At 72.9% G+C, this 22,509-nt stretch carries 18 protein-coding genes; 11 read left to right on the top strand and 7 right to left on the bottom strand.

What is annotated here, in order from left to right; genetic code table 11:
• The first annotated feature begins 323 nt into the window (after positions 1–323).
• Positions 324–1,796, top strand: a complete 1,473-nt coding sequence (locus tag BGO37_RS16135) for an HNH endonuclease signature motif containing protein (protein WP_291756567.1) — start codon at positions 324–326, stop codon at positions 1,794–1,796.
• Between the two features lie 200 nt (positions 1,797–1,996).
• On the opposite strand, the gene BGO37_RS16130 is transcribed toward BGO37_RS16135, so the two are convergent.
• Positions 1,997–3,721, bottom strand: coding sequence for a glycoside hydrolase family 13 protein (locus BGO37_RS16130; protein ID WP_291756565.1), 1,725 nt, complete (start codon positions 3,719–3,721; stop codon positions 1,997–1,999).
• A 19-nt stretch (positions 3,722–3,740) separates the two neighbouring features.
• Positions 3,741–4,784 carry a LacI family DNA-binding transcriptional regulator gene (locus BGO37_RS16125; RefSeq protein ID WP_291756563.1) on the bottom strand — a complete coding sequence of 348 codons (1,044 nt, stop codon included), beginning with the start codon at positions 4,782–4,784 and terminating at the stop codon, positions 3,741–3,743.
• Positions 4,785–5,260: 476 nt separating this feature from the next.
• Between BGO37_RS16125 and BGO37_RS16120 the strand changes: the two genes are divergently transcribed.
• The 10 genes from BGO37_RS16120 to BGO37_RS16075 all read left to right on the top strand — a co-directional run bounded on the left by BGO37_RS16120 (position 5,261) and on the right by BGO37_RS16075 (position 18,169).
• Positions 5,261–6,523, top strand: a complete 1,263-nt coding sequence (locus BGO37_RS16120; protein WP_291756561.1) for an extracellular solute-binding protein — start codon at positions 5,261–5,263, stop codon at positions 6,521–6,523.
• Positions 6,524–6,616: 93 nt separating this feature from the next.
• Positions 6,617–8,047 (top strand): carbohydrate ABC transporter permease, encoded by a 1,431-nt coding sequence (locus BGO37_RS16115; protein ID WP_291756559.1) that lies wholly within the window; start codon positions 6,617–6,619, stop codon positions 8,045–8,047.
• Positions 8,044–8,979: a sugar ABC transporter permease gene (locus BGO37_RS16110; protein WP_291756557.1), complete on the top strand. Its 936-nt coding sequence runs from the start codon at positions 8,044–8,046 to the stop codon at positions 8,977–8,979. Before BGO37_RS16115 ends, BGO37_RS16110 begins: the two co-directional genes overlap by 4 nt.
• Positions 8,976–9,698: a TraX family protein gene (locus BGO37_RS16105; RefSeq protein WP_291756555.1), complete on the top strand. Its 723-nt coding sequence runs from the start codon at positions 8,976–8,978 to the stop codon at positions 9,696–9,698. Before BGO37_RS16110 ends, BGO37_RS16105 begins: the two co-directional genes overlap by 4 nt.
• The gene (locus tag BGO37_RS16100; protein ID WP_291756554.1) at positions 9,695–11,242 is read left to right on the top strand and encodes an alpha-amylase family glycosyl hydrolase; all 1,548 of its coding nucleotides are present in this window, start codon (positions 9,695–9,697) and stop codon (positions 11,240–11,242) included. Before BGO37_RS16105 ends, BGO37_RS16100 begins: the two co-directional genes overlap by 4 nt.
• 73 nt (positions 11,243–11,315) lie before the next feature.
• On the top strand, positions 11,316–13,190 hold the full coding sequence (locus tag BGO37_RS16095; protein WP_291756553.1) for a glycoside hydrolase family 13 protein: 1,875 nt from the start codon (positions 11,316–11,318) through the stop codon (positions 13,188–13,190).
• Between the two features lie 93 nt (positions 13,191–13,283).
• Positions 13,284–14,057: a hypothetical protein gene (locus tag BGO37_RS16090; protein ID WP_291756552.1), complete on the top strand. Its 774-nt coding sequence runs from the start codon at positions 13,284–13,286 to the stop codon at positions 14,055–14,057.
• Between the two features lie 9 nt (positions 14,058–14,066).
• On the top strand, positions 14,067–15,359 hold the full coding sequence (locus BGO37_RS16085; protein WP_291756551.1) for a deoxyguanosinetriphosphate triphosphohydrolase: 1,293 nt from the start codon (positions 14,067–14,069) through the stop codon (positions 15,357–15,359).
• A 68-nt stretch (positions 15,360–15,427) separates the two neighbouring features.
• Positions 15,428–17,539, top strand: a complete 2,112-nt coding sequence (gene dnaG, locus BGO37_RS16080; protein ID WP_291756549.1) for a DNA primase — start codon at positions 15,428–15,430, stop codon at positions 17,537–17,539.
• Positions 17,540–17,608: 69 nt separating this feature from the next.
• Positions 17,609–18,169: an isochorismatase family protein gene (locus tag BGO37_RS16075; RefSeq protein ID WP_291756547.1), complete on the top strand. Its 561-nt coding sequence runs from the start codon at positions 17,609–17,611 to the stop codon at positions 18,167–18,169.
• A gap of 87 nt (positions 18,170–18,256) precedes the next feature.
• Here the strand turns inward: BGO37_RS16075 and BGO37_RS16070 are convergent, their stop codons facing one another.
• The 5 genes from BGO37_RS16070 to BGO37_RS16050 all read right to left on the bottom strand — a co-directional run bounded on the left by BGO37_RS16070 (position 18,257) and on the right by BGO37_RS16050 (position 22,490).
• Positions 18,257–18,913, bottom strand: coding sequence for a methionine ABC transporter permease (locus BGO37_RS16070; RefSeq protein ID WP_291756546.1), 657 nt, complete (start codon positions 18,911–18,913; stop codon positions 18,257–18,259).
• Positions 18,913–19,956 (bottom strand): methionine ABC transporter ATP-binding protein, encoded by a 1,044-nt coding sequence (locus BGO37_RS16065; protein ID WP_291756836.1) that lies wholly within the window; start codon positions 19,954–19,956, stop codon positions 18,913–18,915. The genes BGO37_RS16070 and BGO37_RS16065 overlap by 1 nt, the downstream gene beginning before the upstream one ends.
• Before the next feature lie 83 nt (positions 19,957–20,039).
• Complete coding sequence (locus BGO37_RS16060; protein ID WP_291756544.1) at positions 20,040–20,951, bottom strand: MetQ/NlpA family ABC transporter substrate-binding protein; 912 nt, start codon at positions 20,949–20,951, stop codon at positions 20,040–20,042.
• Positions 20,952–21,289: 338 nt separating this feature from the next.
• The gene (locus tag BGO37_RS16055) at positions 21,290–21,976 is read right to left on the bottom strand and encodes a hypothetical protein (RefSeq protein ID WP_291756542.1); all 687 of its coding nucleotides are present in this window, start codon (positions 21,974–21,976) and stop codon (positions 21,290–21,292) included.
• Positions 21,977–22,007: 31 nt separating this feature from the next.
• The gene (locus BGO37_RS16050) at positions 22,008–22,490 is read right to left on the bottom strand and encodes an Lrp/AsnC family transcriptional regulator (protein WP_291756540.1); all 483 of its coding nucleotides are present in this window, start codon (positions 22,488–22,490) and stop codon (positions 22,008–22,010) included.
• Positions 22,491–22,509: the final 19 nt, after the last annotated feature.

The raw sequence follows: 22,509 nt of genomic DNA, 5'->3' as shown, positions 1-22,509 counted from the left end.
GCGGGTGCGCGCCGGGGATCGCGGTGGCGCCGGACGATGGACCGCACGGCGCCCGACCGTGAGCGCGGCGGCGCCCGAGAGTGAGCCCGGCGGCGCCCGACCGTGAGCCCGGCGGCGCCCGAAGTGGACCCGGCGGTGCCCGATGGGGGACCGGACGGCACCCAACGGTGAACCGGACGCCCGACGAACGGTGTCGCGCAGCGATCAGTGGGTGCCGAGGGAACCTTAAGCGCCGCACCGGCGGATTGCCCCGATCGGGTGAATCTGCTGGTCAGACGTTTGTCCACCTTGTCCGTTTCGTCACCATCCGGTAGCGTTCGAACATGCGTTCGACAGACGTGACGATCGAGGCGGCACCGGCCGTCGGGTCGCAGCGCGGGTCGGGCACCGGGGTGCCGCCTGAGGTGGCGGTGTGGGTCTCAGCAGGGCGGGCGGCTCTGGCCGCCGCCGACCATGCCGACGAGTGGGACGCAGGGACGCGCCGGGCTCTGCTGGGCGAGCTGGATCGCGTCGCGGCGATCGCGGTGTCGATGCGGGCGAAGATCGTCACGGCGGAACGGCGTGCGGGTACCTGGGCGCTGCGAGGGGACCGCGACCTGGCTGGTTTCCTGGGGCGCGAGTCACATCAAGGGCGTGGGGCCGGGTTCGCCGTGGTGGGGCAGGCCCAGACGCTGGCGGCGATGCCCGCGGTGGCCAAGGCCCTGGTCGACGGCCCGGTGACGCCGCGGCACCTGGACGAGCTCACGCGGGCGAGCGTCGCGTCCCCGAAGCTGGCGGAGCAGCTGGTGACGCCCCAGGGGCAGGCGCAGGTGCTCGAGCTGGCGCGCCGGTTCGACGGGTCGGACTTCGGCCGGCAGCTGAAGGCGATGTCGGCATCGGTGGATCCCGCGACGCGGCAGCGCCAGCACGACGAGCAGCGGGCCAACCGTTTCCTCAACGTGTCGCACACGTCGGGCGGTGCCTTGGTCAAGGGCCGGCTCGACTCGGTCGCCGGGTACAGGTTCCAGAAGATGCTCGACGCGTTCAGTCCGCGTCCGGCGGCCGACGACGAGCGCAGCCGGGAGCAGCGCCAGGCCGACGCCCTCATGGTGGCGGTCGACCGGGCCCTCGCCGACAGGGCGACGACTCCGGGTGCGCACGCACCCGTCGAGGCGATCGTCACGATCTCCGAGGAGACGTGGGCCGTGCTGCGTGCCGCCCGGGAGTCCTTCGACGAAGCCGCAGGGGCAGGGTCCGCGGGCGGCGCCATGCCGGCGCTGGCGGGTGTGGACCCGGTGCTGGACGAGACAGGTGCGCCCTGGCCGGCCTCGGAGGTCGCGCGGGCGTTGTGCGACTGTGCCCTGACCCGTGCGGTGGTCGACGCGTTCGGGCAGGTGCTGGACCTGGGCCGTGGGGAGCGCCTGTTCCAGCGGCAGCACTGGCTGGCGTTGCTGGCAGCCGGGATCAGAACGTGCGCCTGGCCGGGCTGCGGCATGCCGCTGCGGTACACGGAGCTGCACCACCTGGCCTGGTGGGACCGCGATGGCGGGAGCACGAGCCTCGCCAACTGCGCTCCCTACTGCTCGTTCCACCACCACGAGGTCCACCGCCGTGGCGTCCGCATCACCCGCGCCGCCGACGGTACCTACCAGCATCGCCGCCCCGACGGGCGCCCGATCGACGACGGGCGCCTGCGCGACGAGCCCCGGGCGCCGCTGGGATCCGACCAGCACCGGCCCCCGGACGCGTTGGCACCGCCTGGTGTCGGCGGCTCGGCGGGCCCGCCCGGGGACCTGTTGAGCCTGCTGACCGCCTGAGCCGCGGCCGCCCTTGGCGGCGGTGGCCGAGAGCCCGAGCCGGCGGGTGCGTGCGGTGATCCGTCGAGCCTGCGCCGGCGTCTTCGTCGGGCGCACCACTGCGCGCGCAGGGACGCCACGGCCGTGCAGTCGACTGCGAGCGCAGTGCAGAGCGCCTGCAGCGCGTCTGCGGAACCCTCGGAGGGCTGAGCGCGCCGCGGCTACCTGGTGAACCAGACCGTCGACTCGCCGGGGACCTGCGACTCGTCCGGGACGTCCGTCGAGGCGAGGAGCACCCGCAGGCCGGTGGGCGCCGGGACGGGGGTCGTGCCGAGGTTGGCGACGACGACGACGTCGCGGACCGAGAAGGCGAGGACCTCCGGCGGGTAGGCGCCGCCGGTGGCGGAGGCGTCGCCGGGGCCGGCCACCCAGGCGAAGCCGCCGGTGCCGAGCCCGTGCTCACGCCGCAGCCGGAGCGCCGCGCGGTACAGCTCGTACGTCGAACCCGCGACGCCGCGCTGGCGGTCGAGCGCGAGCGGCGCGTACTCGGGTGGCTGCGGCAGCCAGGTGGCTCCGGTGGGGGAGAAGCCCATGGCGGGCTCGTCGGCCGCCCAGGGCAAGGGGATGCGGCAGCCGTCGCGGCCGAGCTCCTTGCCCTCCGTCCGGCGGTAGGTCGGGTCCTGGCGCAGCTCGTCGTCCAGAGACGTGTGCTCCGGCAGCCCGAGCTCCTCACCCTGGTAGAGGTAGGCGGAGCCGGGCAGGGCCAGCGTGAGGAGCGACGCGGCCCGCGCGCGGCGCAGGCCGAGCACCGCGTCCGGCTGCTCGTCGTGCAGGCCGATGCCGTTGGGGCGGCTCGTGGGGTCGGCGAGGCCGAGGCGGGTGGCGTGCCGCACCACGTCGTGGTTGGACAGCACCCACGTGGTGGGCGCCCCGACGGCGTCGTTGACCACGTAGGACGCCGCGATGACGCTCCGCAGCCGCGCGGGGTCCCAGCCGGCCAGCAGGTAGGCGAAGTTGAAGGCCTGGTGCATCTCGTCCGGCCGCACGTAGCCGGCGAGACGCGACAGAGGCTCCACCCAGGCCTCCGCGACCATCGCCCGCTCGCCCGGGTACTCGTCGAGCACGTGCCGCCACGACCGGTAGATCTCGTGCACGCCGTTCTGGTCCCACGCGGGGTGCTTGCCGTCGGCGTGCGTGATCGGCTCGGCGCCGTCGCCCGCCGGCTCCTCCCAGTCGGGCAGGCCGGCGCGCTTGACGAGGCCGTGCGCCACGTCGACCCGGAACCCGTCCGCGCCGCGGTCGAGCCAGAACCGCAGGATCGCCTCGAACTCCGCCCTGACCTCGGGATTCGTCCAGTCGAGGTCGGGCTGGGTCGAGTCGAAGAGGTGGAGGTACCACTGACCGGTCGTGCCGTCCGGGTTCGTCGTGCGCTCCCACGCGACGCCGCCGAAGGTGGAGTGCCAGTTGTTCGGCGGCAGCGACCCGCCCGGGCCGCGCCCGTCGCGGAAGACGTAGCGGGCACGTTCCCGCGAGCCGGGCGCCGCGGCGAGCGCGGCGCGGAACCACGGGTGCTGGTCCGAGGTGTGGTTCGGGACGAGGTCGACGATCACACGCAGGCCGAGCTCGTGGGCGCGGGCCGCGAGGGCGTCGAAGTCGGCGAGGTCGCCGAAGAGCGGGTCGACGTCCCGGTAGTCCGCGACGTCGTACCCCGCGTCGTTCTGCGGCGAGCGGTAGAACGGCGACAGCCACAGCGCGTCGACGCCCAGCTCGGCGAGGTGGGGCAGTCGCTGCGTGATGCCGGGCAGGTCGCCCATGCCGTCGCCCGAGGCGTCGGCGAACGACCGCGGGTACACCTGGTAGATCACGGCGTGCCGCCACCAGGGCTCGGTCGGTGAACCCTCCGCGTGGACGGTGGGTGCGGCGGGGCTGACCTGGGTGCTGGACATCGATCCTCTTCGGAAGTGGTCAGGCGGCGCCGGTGGACACCAGCGGGGCCGCCTGGGTGGAGTTGCGCACGACGAGCTCGGGGTGGAACAGGATCTCGGCGCGCGAGACCGGGGTGCCGTTGATCTCCGCCACGAGGGCGTCGACGGCGGCTCGGCCCATCGCGGTGACGGGCTGCCGCACCGTGGTCAGCGGCGGCTCGGTGAAGGCGATGAGCAAGGAGTCGTCGAAGCCGACGACCGAGACGTCCTCCGGCACGCGCAGCCCGCGGGCGTGCGCGGCGCGGATGGCGCCGAGGGCCATGAGGTCCGACGCGCAGACGATCGCCGTGTGGCCCCCCGCCAGCAGCTCGTTGGCGGCGGCCTGGCCGCCCTCGACCGTGAAGAGGGTCGAGACGACGTGGCGTTCGGGGCTCGCGTCGCCGAGCTGCCGCTCGAGCAGGGCGCAGAAGGCGTCGCGCTTGCGCTGCGCCGGGACGAACCGGGTGGGGCCGATGGCCAGGCCGATGGAGCGGTGCCCCAGGGAGATGAGGTGGCGCACGGCCTGCTCCATGGCCTGCGCGTCGTCGGTGGAGACCGACGGCGCGTCGACGCCGGCCGCGTAGCCGTTGACCATGACGAACGGGATGCTCCGGCTGCGCAGGCGGTGGTAGCGCTCGGTGCTCGCCGAGGTGTCCGCGTGCAGGCCGGAGACGAAGACGATCCCCGCGACGCCGTGCTCGAGCAGCATCTCGACGTACTGGTCCTCGGTGGTGCCCCCGGGGGACTGGGTGCAGAGCAGGGGCGTGTAGCCGCGGTCCGAGAGGGCGCTCTCGATCACCTGGGCGAAGGCGGGGAACACCGGGTTGCTCAGCTCGGGCACGACGAGCCCGACGAGGCCCGCCGGGCGCTCCCGGAGGCGCTCCGGTCGCTCGTAGCCGAGCACGTCGAGCGCGGTGAGCACCGCCTGACGTGCCTGCTGCGACACGCCTTGCTTGCCGTTGAGCACGCGCGACACGGTCGCCGTGCTGACCCCGGCCTGCTCGGCGAGGTCGGTCAGCCGAGTGCGGCCTGACAACGTCGTCACGAGACCTCCTCGTCCCTGATCGGGTGGTGCGTCACGCGGTTCCTCACGTCGCGCATGACGACGTGCGCTTCGGATCGTTCCATGGTGCGATGCGATCGCGGTGCTGGACGGCGTGTCCAGCAACCGTGTCCTGAAAGTTACCGTAACGAGTTGCAGCAGCGGCGCACAACTGGTTACCGTCTCGCGCATCAGGCCAACGGCGGCGGATCTCGTCGGTCGGTGGCAACCATCCCGAACCAGGGAGCATGTCGATGCGATGGAGCATCCCGACTCCGGTCACGGCGCCGCCGTCCCGGAACGCCGGCTCTGGCCTCCGCGACGCGCTTCCCACCACCGGAACCGGTGCGATCCGGGCGGACCGCGATCGCGAGTAGTCCGCGCCGAGGCGCCGCCCCGATGACCCGTGGCGGTGGGCGGACTCTCGCGGCGCACGGCCGCACAGCACGGACAAGCACGAGACAAGGAGAGATTCGACGATGAAAGCTCGTCCCGCATTCATGCTCGTCGGCGCTGCCGCGCTGACCCTCGCGATGGGCGCGTGCAGCAGCAGCGGCGGCGGCACCGGGGCCACGACCCCGGCTGCGGCCCCCACCACCGCCGCGGCGCCGACCGCCGTGACCCTGACGGTCTGGGGCCCGCAGGAGGACCAGGTCGACTCGACCTCGTGGCTGCCGAAGCAGGAGGCCGCGTTCGAGGCCGCCCACCCCGAGTACAAGATCACGTGGAAGAACGCGGTGGTCTCCGAGGGTGACGCCGGCAAGACCGTCCAGCAGGACCCGAGCGCCGCCGCCGACGTCTACATGTTCGCCAACGACCAGCTCGGCACGCTGGTGCAGGCGCACGCCATCGGGCAGCTGCCGCCGGACGCCGTGGCCCAGGTCAAGCAGCAGAACAGCGACGTCATGGTCACGTCGGTCACGGGTAGCGACGGGAACATCTACGGCGTCCCGTACACGGCCAACACGTGGTTCCTGTACTACAACTCCTCGAAGTTCACCGCGGACGACGTGAAGAACCTCGACTCGATGCTCAGCAAGGGCAAGGTCGCCTTCCCGATCGACAACTCCTGGTACCTCGCCTCCTTCTACGTCGGCAACGGCGGCACGCTCTTCGGCCCCAAGGGCACCGACGAGACGGCGGGCATCGCGTTCACCGGCACGCAGGCGTCCGACGTGACGAAGTACCTCACCGGTCTGGTGAAGAACAAGAACTTCGTGAACGACGCGAACGGCGCCGGCCTCGCCGGCCTGCAGAACGGCACCATCGACGCCTACTTCTCCGGCTCGTGGGACGCCGCCAACGTCAAGAAGGCGCTCGGCGCCAACGAGGGTGCCGCGCAGCCGCCGAGCTACACGCTCAACGGCTCGCCGGTCCAGATGAAGGCGTTCGCCGGCTCCAAGGCCGTCGCCTTCAACCCGAACGCCAAGAACCCGCAGGCCGCGGCCAAGTTCGCCGCCTTCCTCGGGTCCACGGCCGCGCAGCAGGCCCACTACGACATGCGCGGGATCATCCCCTCGGACAAGTCCCTGGCCTCGTCGGCGAGCATCACGGCCGACCCGGTCGCGGTCGCCCAGATGAACACCGTGGCCAACGCGTCGACGCTGCAGCCGACCGTGGCGAAGATGGGCAACTTCTGGGACCCGACCGCCTCCTTCGGGAAGGCGCTGCTGTCCGGTGACATCACCGCCGCCAACGCCGCGGACAAGACCGCGGCGTGGAACACGGCGCTGAACTCGTAGTCCCTGCAGCACCGACCAGGTTCCGGGGCCACGGTCACACCGATCGTGGCCCCGGAACCTGGCCCTCGCTCTCGCACGATGAGGTGGGATGGCATGACACAGACGGCCGTGGCGGAACGCGGGGACAGGCGCGCCGCACTCAGGACCGAACAGCTGTCGCTCGGCTCGGTCGACGGCTCCGGGCTCACCCTCGGCCACGCCCTCGCGCGGGGCGACGCGCTGACCAGGATGTCGGCGTTGGCCATGGGCCTGGGCAACATCGCGCGCCGGCAGTACGCCAAGGGCGCGATCTTCCTGGCGGCCGAGATCGCCTTCATCGCCCTTCTCGTCGCCCGCGGCATCCCGTCGCTCGCGGCGCTCCGCGTCCTCGGGCCGGTGACCGAGGGCGGGCAGAAGTGGGACGCCAACGGCAACTTCATCAACGTGAACCCCACGAACTCGGTGGGGGTGCTGCTCTACGGCGTCGCGTGGATCTTCATCATCGCGGCCTTCCTGCTCGTGTGGGCGGCCGCCGTGCGCAGCGCCTACACGGCGCAGGTGCTCACGCAGACGAAGGGCCGGGCGCCGTCGATCGGCCAGGACGTGCGCGAGCTGTTCGATAGCCGCCTCCACGGCACGCTGCTGTCGCTGCCGACGCTGGGGATCGTCGTCTTCACGATCCTGCCGCTGGCCTTCATGATCTCGATGGCGTTCACCAGCTTCGACATCAACCACCCGGTGGCGTTCAACTGGGTGGGCCTGCACAACTTCGGCCTCGTCTTCTCGCGCACCGGGTCCACGTCGATCGGGGTGGGCCTCGGGCTGTTCACGCGGGTGCTCGCGTGGACGGTCGTGTGGGCGATCTTCGCGACGTTCCTCAACTTCTTCCTGGGCCAGTTCATGGCCATGGTCATCCTGCGGCGCGGCACGCGGCTGAAGAACATGTGGCGCGCCTTCTTCTCGATGTCGATCGCCGTGCCGCAGTTCGTCTCCCTCCTGGTCATCAGCCAGATGCTGCAGGACCAGGGCATCGTCAACCAGATGCTGAAGAGCTGGGGCCTGATCGACTCCTCGCTGCCGTTCTTCACCAATGCGTGGTGGGCGCGCGCGACCGTGATCGTCGTCAACCTCTGGGTCGGCATCCCGTTCACGATCATGCAGATCACGGGCGTCCTGCAGAACGTGCCCGGCGAGCTCTACGAGGCCGCGAGGATCGACGGCGCGAACTGGTGGCAGATGTACGCGCGCATCACGATGCCGTACATCTTCTTCGTGCTGACGCCGTACCTCATCGTGACGTTCACCGCGAACATCAACAACTTCAACGTCATCTACCTGCTGTCGAACGGGGCGCCGCAGAGAGTGGGTGAGTCGGCCGGACAGACCGACCTGCTCATCACCTGGCTGTACAAGCTGACGGTCGACAAGGGCAACTACAACGTCGGCGCCGTCATCGCCATCCTGACCTTCGTGGTGCTGGGGGTCGTGGCGCTGATCACGTACCGCAACACCGGGTCGTACAAGAACGAGGAGGGCTTCCGGTGACAGCCCGTTCGAGCACCGTCCTGCGCAGCGGTGCGACCAGCACGAGCGCGATCCGCCCCTCCGGCCCGGCGCGCAGCGCCGGCATGCGGCGTCGGCAGCTCGTCGGGGACGTGGTGTCCCACGTCTTCCTCGGGCTCATGGCGGTGATCTGGCTCGTCCCGATCGTCTGGGTGCTCCTCGAGAGCTTCAACAAGAACACCGCGCCGTACACGACGACGTTCTTCCCGACCCAGTACACGTTCGGCAACTACGTGAAGCTGATGACGGACCGCTCCGTCATGAACTTCCCGGTGATGTTCGGCCGCACGCTCGTGATCGCGTCGGCCGTGTGCGTCATCAACCTGTTCTTCGTGCTGTCCGTGGGCTTCGTCATGAGCCGGCTGCGGTTCCGGATGCGCCGCGCGTTCATGAACACGGCGCTGATCCTGGGGATGTTCCCGGGGATCATGGCCGTGCTCGTGATCTATTTCATCCTCAAGGCGCTGGGGCTCACGGAGAGCTCGACGGCCACCACCGTCGCCCTGATCATCGTGTACTCGGCCGGCTCGGGCGCCGGCTTCTACGTGATGAAGGGGTTCATGGACACGATCCCGATCTCCATGGACGAGGCTGCGATGCTCGACGGCTGCACCCGGTGGAACGTGTTCGGCCGGATCATCCTGCCGATCACCAAGCCGATGATGGTCTACCAGGCGATCGTCGGGTTCCTGACGCCGTGGCTGGACTTCGTCATGGCGCGGGCGATCGCCCGGACCCAGGACAAGTACACGGTGTCGCTCGGGCTGTGGCAGATGCTGCAGAAGGAGTACATCGCGCAGTGGTTCGCCCGCTTCGCGGCCGGCGCCGTGCTCGTCTCGATCCCGATCGCGGTCCTCTTCATCGTGATGCAGCGGTTCTACCAGTCGTCCATGACCGGTTCGGTCAAGGGGTGAGAACCAAGGGCCTGTCCAACCTGCAGCTGAAGGTCGTCGGGCTCGTCCTGGTGGCGGTGTCCGCCGTCGGGACCGCGGTGGGCCTCCGGGGCCTGCCGGCCGACCTCACGGCGGCGGACGTGTCCCGGCTCACGGTGGTCGTCCTGGTCGAGGCCGTGTCGTGGGCGGCGATCCCGCTGTACGCGTGGCTGCTGCACTGGGGCTTCGTCCACACCACGAACGTGGCCCGGTACGCCGGCCGGCTCGCGGCGCTCGCCGTGGTCGCCGAGGTGCCCTACGACCTGGCGACGAGCGGCCGGTTGTGGGACCTGCGGTCGCAGAACCCCGTGTTCGCGCTGCTGGTCTCGCTCGTCGTGCTGTGGGCCCTTGACCTGCTCCGGCGGGGCTCCGTGCGGCGCGTCGGGCTGTCGATCCTCGTCTGCGTCGCCGGGGTGCTGTGGCTCGTGATCTTCAACGTCGGCCTGCGCCTCGGGGTCATGCCCGCGGGCGTCGTGCTCCTGCTCTTCTGCCTGGTCTTCTACTTCCTGCACTCCCGGGAGAACACGATGATGACGGTGGGCGGCGTCCTGGGAGCCGTCGCGCTCGTCCTCCCGGCCGCCGGGATGGCGGTGCTGCACTTCCGGAACGAGGCGCCGGGGAGGGCACACCCGCGGTACCTGTTCTACGTGCTGTACCCGGTGGTGCTGCTGGCCGCGGGGCTGCTCGGGCGGGTGGCATGAGGCGCCGGTGGCGGGCAGCCGTCGCGCTGTCCCTGGTCACGCTGCTGGGGGTCGCGCCGCTGGCGGCGTGCGGGCCGTCCCCGGCCGCCACCGTCTCCGACCGCTACCGGACGTACTACGAGGTCTTCGTCGGGAGCTTCGCCGACTCCGACGGCGACGGCGTCGGCGACCTCGCCGGTGTCACCGGCAAGCTCTCGTACATCCACGACGACCTGGGCGCCAACGGGATATGGCTGACGCCGATCAACACGTCGCCCTCGTACCACAAGTACGACGTGAGCGACTTCGAGGCGATCGACCCCGAGTTCGGGACGATGCAGGACTTCGACGCCCTCGTGGCGAAGGCCCATGCCAAGGACGTCCGCGTGCTCATGGACCTCGTGATCCAGCACACCTCGTCGAAGCACCCGTGGTTCACGCAGGCGATCCAGGCGCTGCAGGCGGGCACGACGAACAAGTACGTCCACTACTACGACTTCTCGACGACGCCGAAGGCCGGCTACGTCCAGTACGGCTCGACCGGGATCTACTACTCGGCGGTGTTCTCGCCGAGCATGCCGGACCTCAACCTGGACGACCCCGGCGTCCGGAGCGAGATCGCCGGCATCGTCGGGTTCTGGCTGGGCAAGGGCGTCGACGGGTTCCGGCTCGACGCCACGACGTCGTACTACCCGCACGACGCGGCGGCCGGCGTCGCCTTCATGAGGTGGCTCGAGAGCACGTGCCGGGCGGTCAACCCGCAGGCCTACCTGGTCGGCGAGGCGTGGACCGACGCGACGAGCCTGACGTCCCTCTACGCCAGCGGCGTCGACAGCTTCTTCAACTACCCGTTCGCCACGGTGAGCGGCAAGCTCAACGCCGCCCTGACGGCCAGGGACGGCACGGGGCTGTCGCAGGCCACCCAGGCCTGGAACGAGACGATCCACGCCGCGAACCCGGCCGCGATCGACGCGCCCTTCATCTCCAACCACGACAACCCGCGGCCGTCGGGCTACCTCATGCGCTCGCCGCAGCTGGAGAAGCTGTCCGCGGCGACGTACCTGCTCATGCCCGGCAACCCGTTCATCTACTACGGCGAGGAGATCGGCATGGTCGGGTCGGGCACCGACCCGAACAAGCGGATGCCGATGGTCTGGTCGACGACCGACCTCACGGGCACCACGAAGCCACCGCCCGGCGGCACGTACGACGAGAGCGCCGTGGTGCCGGTGGACCAGCAGCTCAAGGACCCGGGCTCGGTGCTGAGCTTCTACCGGGCGGTCCTCGCGCTCCGGAACCGGACGCCGGCGCTGGCCCGCGGCACGTACACCTCGATCACGGCGGGCGACCGGTCGGTCCTGGCGTTCTCCGACGCCTACCAGGGCACCACCGTCTACGTCCTGGAGAACCTCGACTCCGCGCCGCACGTGGAGCAGCTGGACGCGATGGGCCTGCCCGCCTCGGTGAAGGTCCGGGACCACCTGCTCACGGACGGCGCCCAGGCCCCGTCGCTGTCCGGGCGGGCGCTGACCCTTCCACCGGGCTCGGTCGCCGTCCTGCGCTGACGCCGCCGACCCGTCCGCCACGCCGCACGGCCCGCGCCGTGCGTCGGTTCCTGCTGCCCGCCAAGGAGGCCGCATGACGTCGTTCCTCGACGAGCCGCACCACGACGGCTCGGTCGCCTACAGCGCGCCGGGTGCCCACCGGCTCGGAGACACGGTGCCGGTGCGTGTCCGGGTGCCGTCGGTGCCCGGCCGCGCCGGGCGCGACGCGAGCGTCGTGCTGCGGTCCGTCCGCGACGGCGAGCCGACCTTCCGGGCCGCCCGGGTCGACGGGTCCGACGAGGCCGGGGCGTGGTTCGTCGCCGACCTGGCGGTGGACAACCCCGTGACGTCCTACCGGTTCCTCGTCGACCCGGACCGCGACTACCGCTGGCTCACCGCGCGCGGCGTCGCCCGGCGTGACGTGTCCGACGCCGGCGACTTCCGGATCTCGGTGTTCGACCCGCCGCCCGACTGGGTCGCCGACCAGGTCGTCTACCAGGTGTTCCCGGACCGGTTCGCCCGCTCCGGCCACGATCGCGCCGTGCCGGACTGGGCCGTGCCGGCGGCGTGGGACGACCCGGTGGTGCACCAGGGGCGCGACACGGCGCACCAGTGGTTCGGCGGCGACCTCGACGGCGTCGCCGAGCACCTCGACCACCTCACCGGGCTGGGTGCCACCGTGCTCTACCTCACGCCGATCTTCGAGGGGCGCTCGAACCACCGGTACGACGCCGTGACGTTCGACCGGATCGACCCGGTGCTCGGTGGCGACGAGGCGTTCGGCCGGCTGCTGGGGGCCGCCCACGCGCGCGGCCTGCGCGTGCTGGGCGACCTGACCCTCAACCACACCGGCGCCGCCCACGAGTGGTTCCAGGCGGCCGTCGCCGACGCGGCGGCGCCGGAGTCGGGGTACTACCGGTTCGGACGGCATCCCGACGAGTACGCGAGTTGGCTCGGGGTGCCGTCGCTGCCCAAGCTGGACCACCGCTCCGCGGCGATGCGGACCGCGCTGTACGAGGGGCCGGGCTCGGCCGTCGCCCGCTGGCTGGACTTCGGGCTGGACTCGTGGCGCATCGACGTCGCCAACATGACGGGGCGCCTCGGGGCCGACGACCTGACGCACGAGGTCGCCCGCACGGTGCGCCGCACGATGGCCGCCGGCCATCCGGACGCCTGGTTGCTCGCCGAGCACGGCCACGACGCCGCGTTCGACCTCCTCGGCGACGGGTGGCACGGGACCATGGACTACGCCGGCTTCTCACGGCCGGTGTGGTCCTGGCTGCGCGGCGGACCCGACGAGCCGCGCGTGGCGCAGGGCACGCCGTTCGCGGGGCAGCCGATCCCGATCCCGTCGCTGCCGGGCGGCGCCGTCGTCGCCACGATGCGCGAGGTGCACGCCGGGGCACCGTGGGCCGCGTGGTCGGCGTCCACGCTGCACCTCGACTCGCACGACACCCCGCGCTTCCGCACCGTCGTCGGTGGTGGCGCGTCGGGGTGGGTCGACCACCAGGGCCGCGGGCGTGCCCGCCACCTCGTGGGCCTGGCGCTGCAGATGACGATGCCGGGCGTCCCGGCGGTGTTCGCGGGGGACGAGCTCGGGCTCACCGGCGTGGACGGCGAGCACTCCCGCACGCCGTTCCCCTGGTCACGGGCCGCGGAGTGGGACGGGCCCACGGTCGAGGTCTACCGGCGCTGGATCGCGCTGCGCCGCACGCACGTCGCGCTGCGACGCGGCGGCCTGCGCTGGGCCGACGCCGGCGACGAGTCAATGACCTACCTGCGCGAGCACCCCGAGGAGCGGCTGCTGGTCCACGCCGCGCGCGGCCCGCACACCCCGGTGCGGCTGTCGCTCGGCGGGCTCGGGGCGCGTGGGGCCGAGACGCTCGAGGGCGAGCCGGCCCGAGCCGACGGTGGCGTCCTCGAGCTGCCGGCGGCCGGGCCAGGTGCCCACGTGTACCGGCTCGTCTGAACGGGCCGTGCCGGCGGCCTCGGTGACGGCCGCAGGGAACCCGCCCGGACCGTCGCGCGGCGGGATCGGACGACGAGAGAGGGGAGCTCAACCGTGAGGATCGTGGACGTGGACGCCCTGGTGGCGGGGGTGGCGCAGCAGCCGGACGTGGCGGGCGTGGTGCTGCTCGGCTCCGCCGCCGACACCGCGCGGGCCGACGAGTGGAGCGACGTCGACCTGTGGCTCGTCGTCGACGAGGGGGCCCAGGAGCGCTACCGCGAGAACCTGTCGTGGCTGCCGGGCCACGAGGACATCGCCGTCGTCGCGCGCGAGACGGAGCACGGCCGCGCGGTCGTCTTCGCCGACGGTTCCTACGTCGAGCTCGCCGTCGCCTCGCCGGCCGATCTGACGGTGTTCCGGGCGACCCAGGCCCGGGTGGTCCTCGACCGCGGCGGGGTCGCCGAGGCGGTCGCGGCGATCACCGTGGCGCCCCCCGGGCCCGGCCGCGAGCCGGCGCGGCGCGCGCTCGCGATGCTGTGCGGCCGGCTGCTCGTCGGCGTGGGCCGCGCCCGCCGGGGCGAGCTCGTCTCGGCGGGACGGTTCGTGCGCGAGCTGGCCGTCGGTGAGGTGCTCGTCGCCCTCCGGCTCCTGCGCCCGCCGGCCGACGAGGCGGTGCTGGACCCCCTGGACCCGACGCGCCGCGTCGAGCGCGCCTACCCCGCGCACGCCGCGGCGCTGGCGGCGGCCTGCCGCGAGGACGTCGAGCCGTGCGCGCGGCGCCTGCTCGACCTCGCCGAGCGGTGGTTCGCGGCCGAGCCGGAGTGGCCGGCGGCGGGGGTCGCGGCGGTGCGCCGGCGACTGGGCTGGGACGACCCGGCCGCTCGATAGGCTGGCGGCGTGGCGCGTGCCGACAAGTCTCCCCGGGCGGGCGACGCGTCGGCCTACGGCGACGCCGACCGCGAGCGCTGGGTGCGCGAGGGCCACAAGAACCGCAGCCGCACGCAGTTCGAGCGCGACCGCGCGCGCATCGTCCACTCGTCGGCCCTGCGCCGCCTCGGGGCGAAGACCCAGGTGCTCGGCCCGGCGTCCGACGACTTCGTCCGCACCCGCCTGACGCACACGCTCGAGGTCGCGCAGATCGGTCGGGAGCTCGGCAAGGCCCTGGGCTGCGACCCCGACGTCGTCGACACCGCGTGCCTCGCGCACGACCTGGGCCATCCGCCCTTCGGCCACAACGGGGAGCGGGCGCTCGCCGCGGCGGCCAAGGGCATCGGCGGTTTCGAGGGCAACGCCCAGACCCTGCGGCTGCTGACGCGCCTGGAGCCGAAGGTGTTCTCGTCGGACGGCCGGCCGGTCGGGCTCAACCTCACGCGCGCCAGCCTCGACGCGTCGGTGAAGTACCCCTGGCGGTTCGGCGCGGGCCCCCTCAGCGCGGCCAGCGGGCGGCCCACGCACAAGTTCGGCGTCTACGAGGACGACCTCGAGATCTTCACGTGGCTGCGCGACGGTGCGCCGGACGGGCGCAAGTGCCTCGAGGCGCAGGTGATGGACCTGGCCGACGACATCTCGTACTCCGTGCACGACGTCGAGGACGCCGTGGTCGGCGGCCGCTTCGACCTGGCGGTGCTCCAGGAGGACGACGAGCGGGCCCGCGTGGTCGAGGCGGTGCAGGCCTGGTACGGCGACGAGATCGACGCCGACGGCCTGCACGCGGCGATGGACCGCCTGGTGCGCGCCGAGCTGTGGCAGCCCGGCTTCGACGGCTCGCGCGCCGCGCTCGCGGTGCTCAAGGACGCGACCAGCCAGCTCATCGGCCGGTTCGCCAAGGCCGCGCAGCGCGCCACGCGGGAGGCCTACGGTCCCGGACCGCTGACGCGGTACGCCGCGAACCTCGTCGTGCCGGCGACGACGGTCGCGGAGATCCTGGTGCTCAAGGGGCTCGCGGTGGCCTACGTCATGGCCCCGCGGGAGCTCGAGCCTCTCTACGCCCGGCAGCGCGAGATGCTCACCGACCTGGTGCGCGTGCTCGGCGAGCGTGCCCCGCTGGCGCTGGAGCCGCCGTTCGCGGCGGACTGGGCGGCCGCGCCCGACGACGCCGCGCGGCTGCGTGTGGTCGTCGACCAGGTGGCCTCCCTGACGGACGTGTCGGCGGGCGTCTGGCACGCGCGGCTGCTCTCGCCCCGCCGCTGAGGCAGGCGTGCGCCCCTGACCCGGGCGGACGGCCGGGGCGCGTCCCCCCGGCGACCTAGACTGCGCCCGTGGCGGGTCGCATCCGGCGGGAGGACGTGGAGGCGGTCCGCGAGCGTGTGCGGATCGAGGAGGTCGTCGGCCAGCACGTCGCGCTGAAGCCGGCCGGCGTCGGCTCGCTCAAGGGGCTGTGCCCGTTCCACGACGAGAAGTCGCCGTCCTTCCACGTGCGCCCCCAGGTGGGCCGGTACCACTGCTTCGGCTGCGGCGAGGGCGGCGACGTCATCGCGTTCGTGCAGAAGATCGACGGGCTCGGCTTCTCGGAGGCCGTCGAGTACCTCGCCTCGACGATCGGGCTGACGCTGCGGTACGAGGAGGGCGGGCCGCCGCGCCCCGGCGACGAGCCGGGCCGTCGTCGCCGGCTGCTCGACGCCCACAAGGTCGCGGAGGAGTTCTACCGTGAGCAGCTCGCCACGGCGGCCGCCGCGGCGGGGCGCTCGTTCCTGTCCGCCCGCGGCTTCGACCGGGCGGCGGCCGACGACTTCGGCGTCGGCTTCGCGCCGCAGGGCTGGGACGCCCTGACGCGGCACCTGCGCGGGCGCGGCTTCACCGAGGCCGAGCTCGTCGCGTCGGGCCTCGTCTCGCAGGGCCAGCGCGGCGTCTACGACCGGTTCCGGGGCCGCCTGGTGTGGCCCATCCGCGAGGTCACCGGCGAGACCGTCGGGTTCGGCGCGCGCCGCCTCTTCGACGAGGACCAGGGGCCGAAGTACCTCAACACCCCCGAGACGGCGCTCTACCGCAAGTCGCACGTGCTCTACGCGATCGACCTGGCCAAGCGCGAGATCTCGAAGGAGAAGCAGGTCGTCGTCGTCGAGGGCTACACGGACGTCATGGCGATGCACCTGTCGGGCGTGCGCACCGCGGTGGCGACGTGCGGCACGGCCTTCGGGTCGGAGCACGCGCGGATCGTCCGGCGCCTCATGGGGGACGCCGGGGGAGCCGGCGGCGTGCAGCTCGCCTCGGGGGAGTCCGTCGGCGGGGCGGTCGTCTTCACGTTCGACGGGGACGCGGCGGGTCAGAAGGCGGCGCTGCGGGCCTTCGGCGAGGACCAGTCGTTCTCGGCGCAGACGTTCGTCGCGGTCGCCGACTCGGGGATGGACCCGTGCGAGCTGCGCCAGGCGCAGGGGCCGGACGCGGTGCGCGCGCTGGTGGCAGGCCGGCAGCCGCTGTTCGAGTTCGTCATCCGCTCGACGCTGGCGGCCTACGACCTGTCGACGGTCGAGGGGCGCATCGGGGCGCTGCGGGCGGCGGCGCCCGTGGTCGCCTCGATCCGGGACAACGCGCTGCGGCCCGAGTACACGCGCGAGCTGGCGGGCTGGCTGGGGATGGCCGACGAGCGGCAGGTGCGCGAGGCCGTCACCGCGGCCGTGCGGTCCGGACGCGGCGCGGCGGGCACGACGAGGCCGGCCGGGCCGGACGGGCGCACGGCGCCCGGTGGGCCGGGGGCGCTCTCGCGTGGACCCTCGTCCGGCGGGCCGGGCGGGCGGGCGGACGGGTCCCGCGGACCGTCGTCAGGCCCGGTCGGCCCCCGATCGTCGGGCGCCGGCCGTCCGGCGGGCGCCCCGGTGGCGGGCGGGCGTCCGACGAGCCAGGCGTGGCCCGACGAGGCCGCGCCGGCGGGGGGACGGATGCCCGTCCCCGACCGTCGCGACCCCGTCGCGCAGGTCGAGCGCACCACCCTGGAGGTGCTGCTGCAGGCGCCCTTGCTCGTGCCCCTCGACGCCGACGACCTGGGCGCGGACGCGTTCGCGGCCCCCGCCTACCGTGCCGTGCACGAGGCGGTCATGGCCGCGGGAGGCCCGGCCGAGGGGCGCCGGCTCGTCGCCGAGGGGGGCAACGCCACGGCCTGGGTGGGCCGGGTGCTGGAGGAGGCGGCCGAGCCGGTGCGTCCGCTGGTCACCGAGCTGGCCGTCGCCCCGCTGCCGGAGGACCGTCCCGACGCCCTGGGCGACTACGTGCGGGGGGTCGTGCGCCGGCTGCTGGAGATCGGGCTGACGCGCCGCATCGCCGAGGTGCGGGGCCGCCTGCAGCGCATGCCGGAGGACGACGCGGCCTACGGCGCGACGTTCGCCGAGCTCGTCGGCCTCGAGGGGCGGCGCCGGACCCTGCGCGAGAGCGCCTGAGCCTCCCGGGCGCGGCGTGTCGGTGGGCGCGCCTACGGTGGTCCGGTCCGCACCGAGAGGGGAACCATCGTGACCACGCTCCAGGACCGGCCGGGAACCGCGGTCGTCGTCATCGACGTCCAGAACGACGTCGTGGGCGGCGCCTACCGGCGCGACGAGGTCGTCGCCAACATCCTCACCGTGCTCGGGAAGGCGCGGGCGCAGGGCGTTCCCGTGGTCTGGGTGCGTCACCACGACGACGAGCTCGTCGTCGGCAGCGACGGCTGGCAGATCGTGCCGGAGCTGGTCCCGGCGGACGGCGAGCCGATCGTCGAGAAGGCGTACGGCGACGCGTTCGAGGACACCACCATGGAGTCGGTGCTGGCCGGCCTGGGCGTGGGACGGCTCGTCGTCACCGGCGCCGAGACCGACGCCTGCGTCCGCTCGACGCTGCACGGCGCCTTCACCCGGGGGTACGACGCCACCCTGGTCTCCGACGCGCACACCGCGGGCGACAAGTCGCCCTGGGGCGCGCCGCCGGTCGACCAGGTCATCGCGCACACGAACCTGTACTGGAGCTTCCAGCGCGCGCCGGGCCGGACGGCGGGGACGGTCGCCGCCGCGGACGTCCAGTTCGGCACCCCGGCCTGACCGCCGCGAGCGCCCGCGAGGGCGGCACCGAGCGTGCCCGAGCCGCGCGTCGTCGGGTCGGCGCCCGGCCCCGCCGCGGCGGGCGGGCTACCGGCGCAGCACCCGTCGGGCGAGCGTGCTCCCGAGCAGCTGCGCGAGCTGGACGATGAGGACGATCGCCGCCACCGCGATCCACGTGACCGCGTAGTTGTAGCGCTGGTAGCCGTAGACGAGCGCGAACTCGCCGAGGCCGCCGGCTGCCACCACCCCGACGACCGCCGACATGTCGACGACCGCGACGAACACGAACGTGTAGCCGAGGATGAGGGGGCCGAGCGCCTCGGGGATGACGACGGTGAGGATGGTGCGCAGCCGCCCCGCACCCATCGCGCGGGCGGCCTCCACCACTCCGGGGTCCAGCGCGACGAGGTTCTGCTCGACGATGCGCGACGTGCCGAAGGTCGCCATCGCCGACATCGCGACGATCGCGTAGTTCGGCCCGTAGCTCTTGCCCGCGATGGCGATCGCCACGGGCTGGATGGCCGTGACGAAGATGATGAACGGGATCGGCCGCACGACGTTGACGAGCACGTTGAGGACGGCGGCCACCGCGCGGTTCGGCCACAGGTTCCGCGGCCGCGTCACGTAGAGGGCGACGCCGAGGGCGAGGCCGAGCAGCCCGCCGATGACGAGCGAGATGCTCGTCATGTAGAGGGTCTGGCCGACCGCCAGCGCGAACGACGGTCCGAGCTCCGTCCAGTCCATCAGAGGTCACCGTCCTTCGGGTCGGCCGCCGTGCCGTGGTCGACGACCTCGGTCCGCGACCGCACGTCGGCGATCGCGGCCTCGACCGCGCGCCCCTCGCCGACGAGCTCGAACGTCAGCGACCCCAGCGGCTTGGCGGCGACCTCGGTGACGCCGCCGAAGACGATCTCGGCGCGCAGGCCGTGGGCGAGCCATCGGTCGGCCAGGTAGGTCGTCGACGCCCGGCCCTCGGCGACCGCGACCGTGACGATGCGCCCCGCGTGGCGCGAGCGCAGCCGCTCGAGGGCGTCGGGCCGCGGCCGGTCGTGGAGGGCGGTGGCGATGAACCGCCGGGTGATCGGCCGCCGCGGCGAGGCGAAGATGTCGTAGACGTCGCCGAGCTCGACGAGCGCGCCGGCGTCCATCACGGCCACCCGGTGGGCCAGGTAGCTCACCACGGACATCTCGTGCGTGATGAGCACGATCGTCACCCCGAGCTCCTCGTTCGCGCGCCGCAGCAGGTCGAGCACGTCCTTCGTCGTCTCGGGGTCGAGCGCGCTCGTCGCCTCGTCGGCCAGGAGCAGCGCGGGGGAGGTGGCCAGCGCGCGGGCGATGCCGACGCGCTGCTTCTGCCCGCCCGAGAGCTCGCCCGGCCTCCGGTCGGCCTTGTCGGTGAGCCCGACGAAGTCGAGCAGCTCCGCCACGCGCGCGCGGCGCCGGTCCTTCGGCCACCCCGCGACCGCCAGCGGGTACGCCACGTTGCCCGCCACCGAGCGCGACGACAGCAGGTTGAACTGCTGGAAGATGAACCCGATGCCCGCCCGCACCGGCTGCAGCCGCCGCTCAGGCAGGTCGGAGATCGTCGTGCCCCCGACCGCGACGCTCCCGCTCGTCGGGCGCTCGAGCGCGTTGACCAGCCGTACCAGCGTGCTCTTGCCGGCGCCCGACGAGCCGATGACGCCGAACACCTCGCCGCGCTCGACGTCGAGCGAGACGCCGTCGACCGCGCGCACCGTGCGGGGGCCGTCGACGAAGTCCTTCGTCACGTCCCGCAGCTCCACCATCGCCGCCACGGCGGCACCACCCTTTCGTCGGACCCTGGACACGGCAGATCCCCGGGGCGCCGGACCCCGGGGACCGCGGTCGCTCAGGAGCTCTTGCGGACCAGGTCCTCGAGGCCGGAGAGGATCTGCTGCAGCTCGGCGGGCGACTTGTCGGAGATCAGCGCGGTGCCGCCGTTCTCCTTGAGCAGCTCGTCGGTCACGGCCTTGTCGTGGTAGATCGCGATGAGCTTCTGGTAGACGGGGTTGTCGGCGTCGGCCTTCTTCGCGACCCAGACGTTGATGTACGGGTCGGCGGCCGACGGGTCCTTGAGGTCGGAGTAGATCGCCGTCGTCGGGTCGATCTTCGCGTCGTAGGCGAAGTTGTTGTTGATGATCGCGGCGTCGAGCGACTTGAGCTGCACCGCGGTCTGGTTGGCGTCGACCGGGACGACCTTGACCTTCGAGCCGGGGAGCACGTCGGCCGGGGTCGACAGCGCGTTGCCGCCGTCCTTGAGGCTGACGAGGTGGGCGGACTGGAGCACGAGCAGCGCGCGCGCCTGGTTCGTCGGGTCGTTGGGGATCGCGACCTCGCCGCCCTGGGGGATGTCGGCCGGCGACGCGTACCCCTTGGACGTGTACAGGCCGAGCGCGTAGATCGCGGTGGCCCCGATCGGGACGAGGTCGGCCTTGGCGCTGACGTCGTAGTTCGCGAGGAACAGCAGGTGCTGGAACTGGTTCAGCTCCAGGTCGCCGTGGGACACGATCGGGTTGAGCTGCTGGTAGTCGGTGAAGTTCTGGAGTTTGACGGTGATGCCCTGCTTCGCCGCAAGGTCGGTGAAGACCTTCCAGTAGTCCTTGCTCGCGTCCGTGACGCCGACGGTCACGGTGACCGGCGTGCCCGCGGCCGCGTCGGTCGGGGCTCCGGTCGTCGTCCGACCCCCCGTGCCGCCCGCGCACGCGGCGAGCGCCGCGACGGTGAGCGAGGCCAGCAGGGCCAGGGACAGGGTGCGCTTCATGGGGTTGCCCTTCGTGGTGGTTTCCAAGGCGGGAAGGCCACGGGCAGGCGCATGTGGATGCCGCGGGTCGCGTCGCGGGTACGGCGACGGACGACGAGGGCGGCCCGCCCGGGCCGGGGCGCGCCTGGACGAGCCGGTGGGCTCAGGCCAGGCGCCGGCGCATGCAGCACATCGCGACGCGCATCGTGCGCGGGGCGGTGTGCAGAGCCATGCGAGTTTTCCTGAGGGAGGGGCGGACGGCGCCGGACGTTACCGGCGTCCTCCCAGGTGAGGGGTCGGCGACCACGATGTGAGCCAATGTGACGTGACGTGACGCGACGTGACGCCCGCGTCCGCGGTCACGCGGGGGAGCGGCTCCCGCCGGCGAGGTAGACGGTGTAGGCGAACGCCCGGCCGTCGCGCTCCACGGGCAGCGTGGCGGTCTCCACGCTGCGCCACGTCGCCGCCAGGGCGGCCGCCAGCCCGGGCGAGGGGTCCGCCGACCAGACGGCGACGACCCCGCGCGCGGTCAGCGCCCGGGCGGCCGTGGCGAGGAAGGGCGGCCCGTAGACGGCGGCGTTGCGGGGGTGGACGAGGAAGCCGGGACCGTTGTCGACGTCGAGGAGCAGCACGTCGACGGAGCCGGGCGGCAGCGCCGGGACGGCGTCGAGGACGTCCGCGACGAGCACGGCGACCCGTCGGTCGTCGAGCACCCCGGCCAGGGACGGCACCAGCCCGTCGCGCGCCCAGGCGACGAGCGGCGCGTGCAGCTCGACGACGTCGACGCGGTCGACGCGGGGCTCGTCGAGCAGCGCCCGCACCGTGAACCCGAGCCCCAGGCCGCCGACGACCGCCCGCAGCCCCTCGCCCGGCACGCGCGCCAGCGCGAGGGTCGCCAGCGCCGCCTCGGTCGCGGTGTGGACGGTGTCCATCGCGAAGACCCCGTCGACGACGAGCTCGACCACCTCGCCGCGCCGCGCGAGGGCGACCTCGCCGTGCTCGTCGGCAGCCCGCGCCACGACGACGCGTGGCTGGTCCTCGGGCACCCCGCCAGCATGGCACCGGACCGCGACGCGGTCAGCGGCCGGGCCGGCTCCGCGTCATCGGGCCGACCTGGCGCTTGCGCAGGTGCTCGTAGACCACGGAGGTGCGCACGTCGGCGATCTCCGGGCGCTGGGTCAGCCTGTCGATGACGAACCCGTAGAGCGCGTCGTTGTCGGGGACCGCGACGTGGACGAGGAAGTCCTCGCTGCCGCCGACGACGAAGACGCCCACCGTCTCCGGAAGGCCGATGACCCAGGTCCGGAACTCCTCGATGTTGGCGCGCGTGGGCGGCCGGATGCGCACGGCGACGAGCGCCTGGACCTGTCGGCCGATCGCGGCGAGGTCCACGTCCAGGCTCGCCCCCAGGATCACGCCGCGGTCGCGCAGCGCCCGGGTGCGGTCGAGGGCGGTGGTGGGCGCGACGCCGACGGCGGCCGCGACGTCGCGATTGGTGCGCCGTGCGTCGTCCTGCAGCTCCCGCAGGATCGCCGTATCAAGTGCGTCCAGATCGGTCATGCGACCAGCCTATCCGTAT

It is taken from the genome of Cellulomonas sp. 73-92 (assembly GCF_001898175.1).
GTDB lineage: Bacteria > Actinomycetota > Actinomycetes > Actinomycetales > Cellulomonadaceae > Cellulomonas.
Note: the sequence above shows the minus strand (reverse complement) of the source record. Positions and strands in the feature narration are given on the sequence as shown.

Bases quoted from the DNA above. Each gene is read 5' to 3' on its own strand.
- BGO37_RS16120 (WP_291756561.1), top strand. From the start codon at position 5,261: ATGAAAGCTCGTCCCGCATTCATGCTCGTCGGCGCTGCCGCGCTGACC.
- BGO37_RS16070 (WP_291756546.1), bottom strand. From the start codon at position 18,913: ATGGACTGGACGGAGCTCGGACCGTCGTTCGCGCTGGCGGTCGGCCAG.
- BGO37_RS16130 (WP_291756565.1), bottom strand. From the start codon at position 3,721: ATGTCCAGCACCCAGGTCAGCCCCGCCGCACCCACCGTCCACGCGGAG.
- BGO37_RS16065 (WP_291756836.1), bottom strand. From the start codon at position 19,956: ATGGTGGAGCTGCGGGACGTGACGAAGGACTTCGTCGACGGCCCCCGC.
- BGO37_RS16050 (WP_291756540.1), bottom strand. From the start codon at position 22,490: ATGACCGATCTGGACGCACTTGATACGGCGATCCTGCGGGAGCTGCAG.
- BGO37_RS16060 (WP_291756544.1), bottom strand. From the start codon at position 20,951: ATGAAGCGCACCCTGTCCCTGGCCCTGCTGGCCTCGCTCACCGTCGCG.
- BGO37_RS16095 (WP_291756553.1), top strand. From the start codon at position 11,316: ATGACGTCGTTCCTCGACGAGCCGCACCACGACGGCTCGGTCGCCTAC.
- BGO37_RS16100 (WP_291756554.1), top strand. From the start codon at position 9,695: ATGAGGCGCCGGTGGCGGGCAGCCGTCGCGCTGTCCCTGGTCACGCTG.
- BGO37_RS16135 (WP_291756567.1), top strand. From the start codon at position 324: ATGCGTTCGACAGACGTGACGATCGAGGCGGCACCGGCCGTCGGGTCG.
- BGO37_RS16115 (WP_291756559.1), top strand. From the start codon at position 6,617: ATGACACAGACGGCCGTGGCGGAACGCGGGGACAGGCGCGCCGCACTC.